This is a genomic window from Streptomyces sp. NPDC085937, assembly GCF_044540535.1.
Classification (GTDB): domain Bacteria; phylum Actinomycetota; class Actinomycetes; order Streptomycetales; family Streptomycetaceae; genus Streptomyces.
This window is the reverse complement of record NZ_JBITSH010000010.1, coordinates 140,034-151,988: the sequence shown is the minus strand read 5'-3', so window position 1 is coordinate 151,988 and position 11,955 is coordinate 140,034. Positions and strand designations below refer to the sequence as shown.

The 11,955-nt window shown below is 72.5% G+C and carries 12 protein-coding genes; 7 read left to right on the top strand and 5 right to left on the bottom strand.

Going from position 1 to position 11,955, the window contains the following annotated elements:
* Positions 1-73 precede the first annotated feature (73 nt).
* Together ACIF8S_RS21805 and ACIF8S_RS21800 are read left to right on the top strand one after the other, a co-directional pair.
* Positions 74-1,654 carry an SDR family oxidoreductase gene (locus tag ACIF8S_RS21805; protein WP_400001000.1) on the top strand — a complete coding sequence of 527 codons (1,581 nt, stop codon included), beginning with the start codon at positions 74-76 and terminating at the stop codon, positions 1,652-1,654.
* A gap of 137 nt (positions 1,655-1,791) precedes the next feature.
* The gene (locus tag ACIF8S_RS21800) at positions 1,792-2,934 is read left to right on the top strand and encodes a polyprenyl synthetase family protein (protein WP_400000998.1); all 1,143 of its coding nucleotides are present in this window, start codon (positions 1,792-1,794) and stop codon (positions 2,932-2,934) included.
* Between the two features lie 77 nt (positions 2,935-3,011).
* Here the strand turns inward: ACIF8S_RS21800 and ACIF8S_RS21795 are convergent, their stop codons facing one another.
* The gene (locus ACIF8S_RS21795; protein ID WP_400000997.1) at positions 3,012-3,590 is read right to left on the bottom strand and encodes a Dps family protein; all 579 of its coding nucleotides are present in this window, start codon (positions 3,588-3,590) and stop codon (positions 3,012-3,014) included.
* A gap of 227 nt (positions 3,591-3,817) precedes the next feature.
* Here ACIF8S_RS21795 and ACIF8S_RS21790 point away from each other — a divergent pair, with 227 nt between their 5' ends.
* Positions 3,818-4,318, top strand: coding sequence for an N-acetyltransferase (locus tag ACIF8S_RS21790; RefSeq protein WP_400000995.1), 501 nt, complete (start codon positions 3,818-3,820; stop codon positions 4,316-4,318).
* A gap of 4 nt (positions 4,319-4,322) precedes the next feature.
* Here ACIF8S_RS21790 and ACIF8S_RS21785 read toward each other — a convergent pair whose 3' ends face one another.
* Complete coding sequence (locus tag ACIF8S_RS21785) at positions 4,323-5,225, bottom strand: AraC family transcriptional regulator N-terminal domain-containing protein (protein WP_400000993.1); 903 nt, start codon at positions 5,223-5,225, stop codon at positions 4,323-4,325.
* 146 nt (positions 5,226-5,371) lie between these two features.
* On the opposite strand from ACIF8S_RS21785, the gene ACIF8S_RS21780 reads away from it, so the two are divergent.
* Both ACIF8S_RS21780 and ACIF8S_RS21775 read left to right on the top strand, forming a co-directional pair.
* Complete coding sequence (locus ACIF8S_RS21780; protein WP_400000991.1) at positions 5,372-5,701, top strand: putative quinol monooxygenase; 330 nt, start codon at positions 5,372-5,374, stop codon at positions 5,699-5,701.
* Between the two features lie 84 nt (positions 5,702-5,785).
* Positions 5,786-6,778: an alpha/beta hydrolase gene (locus ACIF8S_RS21775; RefSeq protein ID WP_400000989.1), complete on the top strand. Its 993-nt coding sequence runs from the start codon at positions 5,786-5,788 to the stop codon at positions 6,776-6,778.
* Here the strand turns inward: ACIF8S_RS21775 and ACIF8S_RS21770 are convergent.
* Entirely contained in the window at positions 6,768-7,145 is a 378-nt protein-coding gene (locus tag ACIF8S_RS21770) for a hypothetical protein (RefSeq protein ID WP_145828254.1), read from the bottom strand. The genes ACIF8S_RS21775 and ACIF8S_RS21770 overlap by 11 nt on opposite strands.
* The gene (ctaD, locus tag ACIF8S_RS21765) at positions 7,145-8,860 is read right to left on the bottom strand and encodes a cytochrome c oxidase subunit I (RefSeq protein WP_400000987.1); all 1,716 of its coding nucleotides are present in this window, start codon (positions 8,858-8,860) and stop codon (positions 7,145-7,147) included. The genes ACIF8S_RS21770 and ctaD overlap by 1 nt, the downstream gene beginning before the upstream one ends.
* 292 nt (positions 8,861-9,152) lie before the next feature.
* On the opposite strand from ctaD, the gene ACIF8S_RS21760 reads away from it, so the two are divergent.
* A complete protein-coding gene (locus tag ACIF8S_RS21760) occupies positions 9,153-9,395 on the top strand; it encodes a hypothetical protein (protein WP_400000985.1) in 243 nt (80 codons plus the stop codon).
* 38 nt (positions 9,396-9,433) lie between these two features.
* Here the strand turns inward: ACIF8S_RS21760 and ACIF8S_RS21755 are convergent, their stop codons facing one another.
* Positions 9,434-11,167, bottom strand: a complete 1,734-nt coding sequence (locus tag ACIF8S_RS21755; protein ID WP_400000983.1) for a SpoIIE family protein phosphatase — start codon at positions 11,165-11,167, stop codon at positions 9,434-9,436.
* 324 nt (positions 11,168-11,491) lie between these two features.
* On the opposite strand from ACIF8S_RS21755, the gene ACIF8S_RS21750 reads away from it, so the two are divergent.
* Positions 11,492-11,872 (top strand): STAS domain-containing protein, encoded by a 381-nt coding sequence (locus ACIF8S_RS21750; RefSeq protein ID WP_400000982.1) that lies wholly within the window; start codon positions 11,492-11,494, stop codon positions 11,870-11,872.
* Positions 11,873-11,955 lie beyond the last annotated feature (83 nt).

Genomic DNA, 11,955 nt, shown 5'->3' with positions numbered 1-11,955 from the left:
TCGACGCGCGGGACCGGGCGCGTGCGGCGAGGATCGGGAGCAGGAGCCGGTGTCACGACGACCGTGCGGAGGGATGACCGTGGACAGGCGCGGCCAAGGAGGAAGCAGCGCGGGGGCGCACTGCCTCGTCACCGGGGCGTCGGGCTACATCGGCGGACGGCTGGTCCCCGATCTCCTCGAGGCCGGCCACCGGGTCCGGTGTCTGGCCCGCTCCCCCGACAAGCTCCGCGACCACCCCTGGGCGCCGGACGTCGAGACGGTGCGCGGCGACGTCACCGACGCCGCCTCCGTCGCCGCGGCCATGGACGGCGTCGACGTGGCGTACTACCTGGTCCACGCGCTCGGCACCGGCGGCGACTTCGAGGAGACCGACCGCCGCGCGGCCCGCACCTTCGCCGAGCAGGCGCACGCGGCCGGGGTGCGCCGCATCGTCTACCTCGGCGGGCTCACCCCGCAGGGCGTGCCGGAGCACACGCTGTCCCCGCACCTGCGGTCCCGGGCGGAGGTCGGCCGCATCTTCCTCGACTCCCCCGTCCGCGCCACGGTGCTGCGGGCCGCCGTCGTCATCGGCTCGGGGTCGGCGTCGTTCGAGATGCTGCGCTACCTGACCGAGCGCCTGCCGGTCATGGTCACCCCCAGTTGGGTGCACACCCGCACGCAGCCCGTCGCGGTCCGCGACGTGTTGCGCTACCTCGTCGCGTCGGCCACCATGCCGGCCGACGTCGACCGGGCCTTCGACATCGGCGGCCCCGACGTCCTGACGTACCGTGACATGATGCGCCGCTACGCCGCGGTGGCGGGTCTGCGGCGGCGCGTCATCGTGCCGGTGCCGGTGCTCACTCCCGGCCTGTCGAGCCATTGGGTGGGGCTGGTGACCCCCGTGCCGGCGGGCATCGCGCGGCCCCTCACGGAGTCGCTGCGCCACGAGGTCGTGTGCCGTGAGCACGACATCGCCGCGTACGTGCCCGACGCGCCCGGCCGGCCCCTGCCCTTCGAAGAGGCGCTGGAGCTGGCCCTGCGGCGGGTGCGGGAGGCGCAGGTCGCCACCCGCTGGTCGTCGGCCGCCGTGCCGGGCGCCCCGAGCGACCCCCTGCCCACCGACCCGGACTGGGCCGGCGGCAGCCTCTACCGGGACGAACGGCACCGGGCGGTGTCCGGGTCGCCGGAGGCGCTGTGGAAGGTGATCGAGGGCATCGGCGGCGAGAACGGCTGGTACTCCTTCCCCCTGGCGTGGGCGGTCCGGGGCTGGCTGGACCGCGTCGTCGGCGGGGTGGGGCTGCGGCGTGGACGGCGTGACCCGCAGCGGCTGCGGGCCGGTGACTCGCTGGACTTCTGGCGGGTGGAGGAGATCGAGCCGGGACGGCTGCTGCGGCTGCGGGCCGAGATGCGGCTGCCGGGCCTGGCGTGGCTGGAGATGCGCGTGGAGACGGACGGCGCGGGCCGCACCGCCTACCGGCAGCGCGCCCTGTTCCACCCGCGTGGCCTGCTGGGCCACGCCTACTGGTGGTCCGTCTCGCCCTTCCACGCCGTGGTCTTCGGCGGCATGGCGCGCAACATCACCCGGGCGGCGGCGGGCGGAAGCGTACCGGGCGGCGCCACGGGCGCCGGGCGGGGATGGCGGACCCGCCGACGACGGGCGGGCGTCCCGAACTAGGCCGGGCCGCCCCCGTGGGCGTTCCGGACCGGCGTCCGGGGCCGCCGCGCCGACGGGAGAAGGTCACCGCGCCTTTTCCCGGGTACCCGGCGGCGGACGGGTGCGGGCGGGCGACGGACAACGAGAAGAGGCTGTGCATGCGTGAACTGCGGTCGGCGACGGAGGAACCTGCGGAACGGGCCGGTGGCCCGCTCACCGCCGACGCCGCCACCCGGGCCGTGCGGCGGGTCCTGGACGAGGTGCTGGACGCGCGGATGTCGCAGGCGTACGACGTCGACGCGGTGTTCGCCCGCGAGGTCGCCGGCCGGGTCTCCGCGTTCGCCCGGCGCGGCGGGAAGCGGCTGCGTACGGCGTTCGCCTGGTGCGGGTGGCGGGCCGGCGGCGGCTCGGGCGACCCGGGTCCGTTGCTGCGCACGGGCGCCGCGCTGGAACTGGTGCAGACGTGTGCGCTCGTGCATGACGACGTGATGGACCGGTCGCACCTGCGCCGCGGGGCGCCCGCGATGCACGTGGACCTGGCCCGGATGCACCGCGACGAGGGCATGGCGGGCAGCGCGGAGGCGTTCGGGCACTCCGCGGCGGTGCTGGCCGGTGACCTGGCGCTGGCCTGGGCCGACGACCTGATGACGGACATCGTCCTCGGCTCGCCGCACGGGCCCCGGGTGTACCGGGAGTGGCGGGCGATGCGGGGCGAGATGGTGGCCGGTCAGTACCGCGACCTCCAGGCGCAGGCGGCCGGCGCGTCCGGAGTCGACGAGGCGCTGACGATCGCGACGCTCAAGAGCGCCCTGTACACGGTGGAGCGGCCACTGGCCCTCGGCGCGTCGCTGGCCGGGGCGGACGAGTCGGTCATGACGGCGCTGCGGGCGGCCGGCCGCTGCACCGGGCTGGCCTTCCAGCTGCGGGACGACCTGCTCGGCGCCTTCGGCGATCCCGCGCTGACGGGCAAGCCGGTGGGTGACGACCTGCGCGCGCGCAAGCTGACGTATCTGCTGGCCGTCGCCCTGGAGCTGGGCCGGGCCCACGGGGACGAGGAGGCCGTGGCGGCCCTGTCCCCCGGCTCCGCCACCCTGCCGGACGGTGCCGTGGAGGGCGTACGGGCGGCGCTGGAGCGGACCGGCGCCCGGGACGAGGTGGAGGCGAAGATCGCGGAGCTGGCGGACTCGGCGCTGCGGCACTTCGACGAGACCGGCGCGCAGCCCGCGGTGCGGCGGGAGTTCGCGGCGCTGGTCGCCCGCGCGTCGGGGATCGCCACGGGGTGTGTGCGGGAAGCGGTGTGAGGTTCGTGCCCGCCTCGGTCCGGCCGGCCGGACGGAGGCGGGCACGGCGGTCGCGGTCCCCCGTGCCGGGGCGACGGTCAGGGCTGGTTGCGGGCCTGCTCGGCAGCCTGCCCCGCCGCGCCGGTCTCGGTGGTGGCGCCGCGGGTGCTGAGCCGGCCGCCGCTGGACTCGAGGTGGGCGCGGACGAACCACTGGAAGAGCTCCAGGCCGCGCAGTTGCTCGATGAGCATGTCCTGGGTGACGGGGTCGGCCTCCTCGGTCTCCCGCATCGCCTCCCGGTGGTCCTCGATGACGGACGTGTACACCAGGTCCAGCGCGCCCAGGTGCTCCATCGCCTCGGCCCGGCCGATGGAGTAGTCGTTCCAGGTCCGCGCGTGCACCAGGGCGCCGGGGGTGCCGTTGGGCTCGCCGCCGAGGGTGGAGATCCGCTCGGCGAGGTCGTCGGTCATGTCCCGCACCTTGTCGACCTGCGGGTCGATCATCTCGTGCACGGCGATGAAGTGGGGCCCGACGACGTTCCAGTGGATGTGCTTCAAGGTCAGGTGGAGGTCGTTGAGGGAGTGAAGTCGCATCTGCAGCAGCTCGATGATCCGTCCGCTGTCCTGGGTGCGCAGGCCCGGCACGGTGTACGAGGGGTCGCTGGGCTGTGACGGCACGGTGTAACTCCTTGCGATGGTCCGATGCTCGGACCTCCAGATAAGCGGGTCATCGCCCGATTCCCCGGCTCCCCCCTGCCGGACCCCCCGCATCTCACCAATCTGGAGCAGCCCCACCACCGGGATGACGTTCCCAGCAGAGCAGCGGTCCCCGCCGAAGCCGCCGGAACCGCCCGGTGCGGATATTTCTTTGCCCCGGTGGGCGGTGCGTGGTTGGCTTCGCGGTCATGAGCTGGCTTCCGCGTGACTTCGTCCATCCTCTGCACGTCGGCATACCCGGCGGCGGGGGTCATCGGCTGCGGCCGATCAGTGGCGCGGACGCGCCCCTCGACTACCCGACGGTGATGGGGTCGCGCGAGCGGCTGTTCTCGATCTTCGGGCCCGCGTGGGGCTGGCCGTCGGCCACGATGTCGTACGAGGCGAATCTCGCCGATCTGGAGCGGCACGCCGCGGAGATCGAGGCGCACGAATCGTTCAACTACACCGTGGAGAACGCGGAGCGCACCGCGTTGAAGGGCTGCGTGTACATCGACCCGCCGGAGAAGGAGGGCGCGGACGCCGAGATCTCCTGGTGGGTGGTGGACGACGAGGTGGGCGGCGCCCTGGAGCGGGCGCTCGACGCGTTCGTGCCGCGGTGGATCGCCGAGGACTGGCCGTTCCGGCGGCCGCGGTTCATCGGCCGTGACCTGACCTGGGACGCGTGGATGAAGCTGCCGGACGTGGGCTGACCGGTCAGGGTGTGACCGCCGCGGGGACGTGTCCGGCGTCCCGCAGGCGGACCGCGTCACGGCTGGGGGGCGCGCCGAACTGGCGCCGGTACTCCCGGCTGAACTGGGACGGGTTGTCGTAGCCGACCCGGCGGCCGACCGCGGTGACGTCACCCGGGCGGGTGGCCAGCAGCAGGCGGGCCTCCTGCAACCGGATCTGCTTCTGGAACTGGATGGGGCTCATCGCGGTCACCGCCTGGAAGTTGCGGTGGAACGCGGACACGCTCATGCCAGTCATGCGCGCCACGTCCTCCACCCTGAAGGCCTGCGCGTAGTGCTCGCGGATCCAGCGCACCGCCCGGGAGACATGGCTCAGTCCACTGTCGGCCAGGCCCAGGTGACGGACCGTCGCGCCCTGTTCGCCGGTCATCAGGCGCCAGAGGATCTCCCGTTTGAGCAGGGGTGCGAGCACCGCGCGGTCGCGCGGTTCGTCCAGCAGCCGCAGCAGCCGGACGATCGCGTCGAGGAGCGCCGCCGGGGCGTCGCTGACGGCGATCGCGGACGGAACGCCGCCGGCCCGGGGCAGGTCCCCCGGCCCGGCCTGAAGCAGCAGTTCGGCGATGGCGGACGGCTCCAGTACGAGCCCGAAGCCCAGCGCCGGGTGCTCGGCGTCGATCTGGAGGAACTGTCCGGTGACGGGCAGGTCCACGGAGGCGACCAGATAGTGGCCGGGCCCGTACTCGTAGACCCTCTCGCCGAGGGCGAGACGTTTGGCGCCCTGGGCGATGACGGCGAGGACCGTGCCGGACATGGAGGGGCCCGGGGGGCCCTGGCGGTCGATCCTCGAGGCGAGGACGCCGTCGATGACGGTGGTGGCGTCGGGGCGGGCGTGCCGCTCCAGCAGCGTACGCAGCTCGTCAAGGGCCATACCCCCATTGCAGCACACCCGTCGGGGCCAGGTGTCCCCCGCGGCGGCAGGATCGTGCAAGCAGCGGAGAGCATCGTTCTAACGTTTTCGCAGTTCAACGGCCTTCAATGGAATCGCCGCACTCCATCGGACGAAAGAAGGCCGACATGATCGCGCACTACGGCTTCCAGGCCACCCTGACCGCCCGGCCCGGCATGGGCGAGGCGCTGGTCGACGTGCTCCTGACCGGGCTGGCCGAGGGTGGCCCGGCGGCCGGCGAGCACTGCGTCGTCTATCTCGTCTCGCGGTCCGCCGCCGACCCGGACGTCGTCCACGTCATGGAGGGCTGGACCAGCGAGGACGACCACCACCGGGTCTTCGCCGGTGAGGCCGCCCAGGCCGTGGTGGCCCGGCTCTCCGGACTGCTGGCCGGGGAGCCCGTGTACACCGACCACGTCCCGGTGCACGGCAAGGCCGCGTTCCCGGCCGCCGTCTGACCCGCACCGCGCTCGCCCGGCCCGCCGGCGGGCCGTGACCCCGGCACTCCTGACCCGTCCCACCCTCCCCCGAAAGGCAGCCCCATGACCGTCCCGCGTCCCGCCCTCGACCCCGAACTGCGCACCCTCCTGGCCGACATGCCCCTCGTGGCACGGCTCGACGAGGAGATCCTCGCCCAGCTGCGGCAGCTGCCCTCCACCCCCGTCGACTCCCTCCTCGCCCGCCACCGCGCCGTCCGGCGCGAGGTCGACGTGCCCGCCGAGGACGGCGCTGTCGTCCGGCTGTCGGTCCTGAGCCCCGCGGACCGCGACCCGGCCGTCCCCTCGCCGTGCGTGTACTGGATCCACGGCGGCGGCATGGTCATGGGGGACCGCTTCTCGCAGATCGACATCCCGCTGGAGTGGCTGGAGCGGTTCGGCGCGGTCGTCGTCACCGTGGAGTACCGGCTGGCGCCGGAGGCCACCGGCACCACGGCCGTTGAGGACTGCCATCAGGGGCTGAAGTGGGTGGCCGGGCACGGCGAGGAGCTGGGCATCGACCCCGGCCGCATCGTGGTCGCCGGTACCAGCGCGGGCGGTGGCCTCGCCGCCGGGCTCTGTCTGCTGGCCCGTGACCTCGGTACGCCCGCGATCGCCGCGCAGCTGCTGATCTGCCCCATGCTCGACCACCGCAACGCGACCCCCTCGAGCCGGCAGTACGCCGGGGAGCCGGGTGTATGGACCCAGGAGACCAACGCGTTCGCCTGGCGCGCGGTCCTCGGTGACCTCGCCGACGACGAGGTGCCCCCGTACGTCTCCCCCGCGCGGGCCGGCGACCTGACCGGCCTGCCCACCGCGTACGTCGACACCGGCTCCGCCGAGGTGTTCCGCGACGAGGACGTGGCCTATGCCGCCGGCCTCTGGGCGGCCGGCGGGCAGGCGGAACTGCACGTGTGGGCGGGCGGGCACCACGGGTTCGACGCGCTGTTCCCGCAGGCGGAGCTGTCGGTCGCGGCGCGCCGGACCCGCGCCGACTGGCTGGCCCGTGTACTGCGGCAGGCGAACCACGGGAAGGTGACGACAGGACCTAGCGCGTGAACACCCAGAGCGCCGCGTTGATCCCGGTGGCGCAGGCCAGCAGGCCGGACGCGCAGGCCACGTGACGCCTCAGCAGCGCGCCGCGCAGTTCGGCGTACCGGGCCTCGTACTCGCCGCGCAGTTCGTCGGCGCGGCGGACCGTCGTCTGGAGCATCCGCCGGGTGAGGTCGATGCGCCGGTCGACGTAGTGCCGGGCGACGTCCTCGGCCTGGGCGGTGGTCAGCCACGGCATGTCCCCGCACAGCGCCTCCGCCTCCAGCCGCGCCTCGGCGAGGTGGGACCGCGCCATGACGATGCCCTCCGCCTCGGCCGTGACGGCCGAGGCGTCGCGGGCGAGGGCGCGACGGGAGCGGGAGGCCCGCGCCATCAGCGGTCGCCCTTGTGGCCGCCGGTGTCGAGGACGTCGCGCTGGCCGGCGTTCTCCGCCTGGTCGAAGCCGGCGAGGGTCGGGTGGCGCAGGTCGAAGGCCGGCGACTCGGAGCGGATCCGCGGCAGGGTGACGAAGTTGTGCCGGGGAGGCGGGCAGGAGGTGGCCCACTCCAGGGAACGGCCGTAGCCCCAGGGGTCGTCGACCTCGACCTTCTCGCCCTTCTGCGCGGTCTTCCACACGTTGTACAGGAACGGCAGCGTCGACAGGCCGAGCAGGAAGGAACCGATGGAGGAGACCGTGTTCAGCGCGGTGAACCCGTCGGCGGCGAGATAGTCGGCGTAGCGCCGGGGCATGCCCTCCGCGCCCAGCCAGTGCTGGATCAGGAAGGTGGTGTGGAAGCCGACGAACAGGGTCCAGAAGTGCACCTTCTCCAGCCGGTGGTCGAGCATCGTGCCGGTCATCTTCGGCCACCAGAAGCTGAATCCGGCGAACATGGCGAACACCACGGTGCCGAACACCACGTAGTGGAAGTGGGCGACGACGAAGTAGCTGTCGTGGACGTGGAAGTCCATGGGGGGTGAGGCGAGCAGAACACCCGTCAGACCGCCGAAGAGGAAGGTCACCAGGAACCCGACCGCCCACAGCATCGGCGGTTCGAAGGAGAGCGATCCCTTCCACATGGTGCCGATCCAGTTGAAGAACTTCACGCCCGTCGGTACCGCGATGAGGAAGCTCATGAAGGAGAAGAACGGCAACAGCACCGCGCCGGTGGCGAACATGTGGTGCGCCCACACCGTCGCCGAGAGGCCCGTGATGGTGATGGTGGCACCCACGAGGCCCATGTATCCGAAGATCGGCTTGCGGGAGAAGACCGGCAGGATCTCGGTGACCACTCCGAAGAACGGCAGCGCCAGGATGTAGACCTCGGGGTGACCGAAGAACCAGAAGAGGTGCTGCCACAGCAGGGCGCCCCCGTTGGACGGGTCGAAGATCCGCGCGCCGAACCTGCGGTCCGCCTCCAGGGCCAGCAGCGCCGCCGCGAGCACCGGGAACGCCAGCAGCACCAGCACCGAGGTGAGCAGGACGTTCCACGTGAAGATCGGCATCCGGAACATCGTCATGCCCGGCGCGCGCATGCAGATGATCGTGGTCATGAAGTTCACGGCACCGAGAATCGTGCCGAAACCGGACAGCGCCAGCCCCATGATCCACAGGTCACCGCCCAGTTGGGTGGTGCGCTCACCGCCGCTGAGCGGGGTGTACGCCGTCCATCCGAAGTCGGCGGCGCCCTCGGGGGTGAGGAAACTGCCCAGGACGATGAGACCGCCCAGGGCGAACAGCCAGTACGACAGCATGTTCAGCCGGGGGAACGCCACGTCCGGGGAGCCGATCTGCAACGGCATGATCGCGTTGGCGAAACCCGCGAAGGTCGGCGTCGCGAACAGCAGCAGCATGATCGTGCCGTGCATGGTGAACGACTGGTTGTACTGCTCCTGCGACACGATCTGCAGCCCGGGGCGCGCCAGTTCGGCCCGGATCACCATGGCGAGCAGGCCGCCCACGAGGAAGAAGGCGAACGACGTGATCAGGTACAGGTGCCCGATCTTCTTGTGGTCGGTCGTCGTCAGCCACGAGACGACCACACGCCCTTTCCCTCGTCGTCCCTCCGCCGCGGGTACCGGAGAAAGCGGTTCAGTCGTGTGTGTCGCCATCGAGGTCCTTCGGTTCACAACGCGGGGATTTGAAGCGGAAAGGGCGTCCACTCATGCCGTAAAAGGTGCAAACGGCACGGGTGGGTCGGGTCGACGCTATGTCAGGTATCCCGGGGTCCGCTTCTGACACTCCCCGACCGGACGCCGACTTTCACCCGTGCGAGTGGCGCCGATGCGCGGGGGACGACGGGCGTACGGCGGCGCGTTGCCGGTTTCCGGCAAGGTCGGCCCACGGTCCGTGTCCGGCCGCGGGCAGTGTGGAGGGCAAGGGTGTCCGGTAAGGATGCGGGGCATGACCGGACGGACCGACTCGGGGAGGGAAGGACGCTCCATGCCGTCCCGCGAGCAACCCCACCAGGGCGCACCGCCGCCCGACGCCGTGGCCGACGTCGTCACGCGCTTCGAGGCGTACGCCCGGGCCCGGGCGGCCCGTGACAGCCTGCTACCGGCGGCGCGCACCGGTCCGCGGCAGGAGGAGCACGCCTTCGATGCCCTGCAGGCCGCCGTCTCCCGGCTCCGCGACAGCCTGCGCTGACGGGGCGGGGGCGCCTCGCCAGGCGTCGGAAACGGGTGTCAGCGGTGGCCGGAGCGGGTGCCGATCCGTACGGCCAGCAGGGCGACGTCGTCGTCGTTGTCGGCGGGCCTCGCCCTGCGCAGGAGTTCGTCGGTGAACGCCTCCACCGGGCGGTGGGCGAGCGCGGCGGCGTTCCGGCGCAGCCGGTCCAGCCCGTCGTCGATGGAGTGGGTGGGTGACTCGACGAGTCCGTCCGTGTAGAGCACGAGCGTGGAGCCCGGCGGCAGGGCCGTCGAGCCGTCCACGCGCGGCCGGTCGGTGCCGGTGCCCAGCAGCATGCCGCCGCCGTCCGTGAGGTACTCGGTGACGCCGTCCCGGGTGACCAGCAGCGGCGGCGGGTGGCCGGCGTTGGTCCAGCGCAGGCTCCACCGTCCCTCGTCGTCCGTGGTCAGCGTGCCGAGCACCAGGGTGGCCATGGAGACGTCGGTGATGCGCAGCACCGCGCGGTCCACCCGTTCGACGATGCGGCTCGGCGGTTCCTTCTGCGACCAGGCGTAGGAGCGCAGCACGTTGCGCAGCTGGGCCATGCCCGCGGCGGCGTCCAGGTCGTGCCCGGAGACGTCGCCGATCACCAGGGCGGTGTCGCCGTCGCCGAGGGTGAAGGCGTCGTACCAGTCGCCGCCGACGTGGGAGGCGTCCGGCGCCGGCAGGTACCGGGAGGTCATCTCCAGGCCGGTGACGCGCGGCAGCTGGGGCAGCAGGTAGCGCTGCATGGTCTCGGCGACCTTGCGCTGCCGCTGGTAGAGGCGGGCGTTGTCCAGGGCCAGCCCGGCGCGCCGGGTGATGTCCTCGAGCAGGGTGAGGTCGGCGGGGGTGAACCTGTCGGCGCGTTCGGACCGGCCGAGGGTGAGGGCGCCGAGCACCTCGCGCAGCCCGCGTATCGGAGCGATGGCCGCCGAGTGCATGCCGGTGGCCTCGAACAGCCGGCGCTGTTCTACGGCGATGCCCGAGTCGGGGGACCGCTCGTACGTCTGCGGTTCGGCGATCGTCGAGGAGACGCCCCGCAGGGCCCGGGACAGCGGCATCGGGGACTCGGCGGGGACGGGGGCCATGGGGCCTTCGAGGTCCCGGCGGACGACCGTGGTGCCGTTCTCCATGTGGACCACCTTGGTCCGCCACACCTCGTCGCGTTCGCTGATCAGATCGACGACCGCCCAGTCCGCGAGCCGCGGCAGCACCAGGGAGACGAGACGGCTCAGCGCCTCGTCGACGGACAGGGTCGACGTCAGCTGGGTGGTCATCTCCGCCAGCAGGGCGAGCCGTTCGAGCTCGTCGAGCGTCCCGCCGCCGGCCTCCTCGTGCCCGGTGAGGCCGACGGAGGGTTCGCGGCGGTGGAAGAGGACAAGCACGAGCGTGTCGTCCGGTCCCGCGCCGCACGGGACGATGCTCCAGGAGACGGGGAGCAGGGTGCCGTCCCCCCGCTCGAACCACTCCTGGTCGTCCTGGGCGGGGCGGCCCGCGAGGAAGGCGGGCCGCATGCGGCACCGGGACGTCGGCATGGACTCCCCGCGGGCGTTGCGGTGCAGCAGGTCGTGTGCGTCCGCACCGACGAGTTGCGCGGCGGTACGGTCGAGGAGCTGCTCGGCGAGGGCGTTGACGGCGACGATGGAGCCGCGTACGTCCACGACGTAGGCGCCCGTGCGGAGCCGGGCGAGCATGTCGCCGACCGTCTCGTCGGAGCCCGCTCCGGTGTGCCCGTCGCCGGGGCCACGACCATCGCCCGCCGTCTCCATGTCCCCTCCTCGCCCCCTGTCGGTCAAAGAACGGTCACGGGACCCCACGGCTCCGAGCGCTCGGCCGGACCGTGGCGGGAAACCGGGAAGCACGACGCGACCCCTCCCCAGATCATCACACGTCCGGCGGGCGCGCGGTCCTCCCGCCCCCGATTCGCGCGCCACCGCACAGAACGGGACGAGACGCGTACGCGGAGCGATCGGGTACAGAGGATGTACGATCCGCCCGCGTCGAGTTCGTAGGATGATCCGGCCAGCAATGCACCCCTGGATGGGCGAGGCCAGGTCGGCCGTGCGCGCCGAGGACCCCGCCGAGGAGATTTCGTGTCCGAAACGGACCAGACGTTCGCCGTCACCCCCCGCCCCAGCGCCTCGGGGCCGTACGTCCTCGAGGTGGTCGGGGAACTCGACCACCACTCGGCCCCGGTGCTGTCGGAGGCTGTCAACGAGGCCCCTTTCGGGCCGCTGGGGGTGGTGCTGGACCTGTCCGGGCTGACTTTCTGCGACTCGACGGGCATCACGGTGTTCGTGACGGCGCACCGGCGGTCGCAGGCGGCGGGGTCGTCGCTCGCTCTGGCCGGGGTCGCTCCTTCGCAGATGCGGGTGCTGCAGATGGTCGGACTGGACGAGGTCTTCACCTTCCACGCCGATGTCGACGAGGCGGTCCGCGCCGCGCGGCCGCCCCTGCCCGAGGCGCACTGCTGACGTAGGCTGGCCGTTCGGGGACATGTCGATCGAGTGACGTTTCGAGGAGAGAAGAAGCACACCGACCCTCGCTCTTCCCTGGG

Bases quoted from the DNA above. Each gene is read 5' to 3' on its own strand.
- ACIF8S_RS21805 (WP_400001000.1), top strand. From the start codon at position 74: ATGACCGTGGACAGGCGCGGCCAAGGAGGAAGCAGCGCGGGGGCGCAC.
- ACIF8S_RS21800 (WP_400000998.1), top strand. From the start codon at position 1,792: ATGCGTGAACTGCGGTCGGCGACGGAGGAACCTGCGGAACGGGCCGGT.
- ACIF8S_RS21790 (WP_400000995.1), top strand. From the start codon at position 3,818: ATGAGCTGGCTTCCGCGTGACTTCGTCCATCCTCTGCACGTCGGCATA.
- ACIF8S_RS21785 (WP_400000993.1), bottom strand. From the start codon at position 5,225: ATGGCCCTTGACGAGCTGCGTACGCTGCTGGAGCGGCACGCCCGCCCC.
- ACIF8S_RS21780 (WP_400000991.1), top strand. From the start codon at position 5,372: ATGATCGCGCACTACGGCTTCCAGGCCACCCTGACCGCCCGGCCCGGC.
- ACIF8S_RS21775 (WP_400000989.1), top strand. From the start codon at position 5,786: ATGACCGTCCCGCGTCCCGCCCTCGACCCCGAACTGCGCACCCTCCTG.
- ACIF8S_RS21770 (WP_145828254.1), bottom strand. From the start codon at position 7,145: ATGGCGCGGGCCTCCCGCTCCCGTCGCGCCCTCGCCCGCGACGCCTCG.
- ctaD (WP_400000987.1), bottom strand. From the start codon at position 8,860: ATGGCGACACACACGACTGAACCGCTTTCTCCGGTACCCGCGGCGGAG.
- ACIF8S_RS21760 (WP_400000985.1), top strand. From the start codon at position 9,153: ATGACCGGACGGACCGACTCGGGGAGGGAAGGACGCTCCATGCCGTCC.
- ACIF8S_RS21755 (WP_400000983.1), bottom strand. From the start codon at position 11,167: ATGGAGACGGCGGGCGATGGTCGTGGCCCCGGCGACGGGCACACCGGA.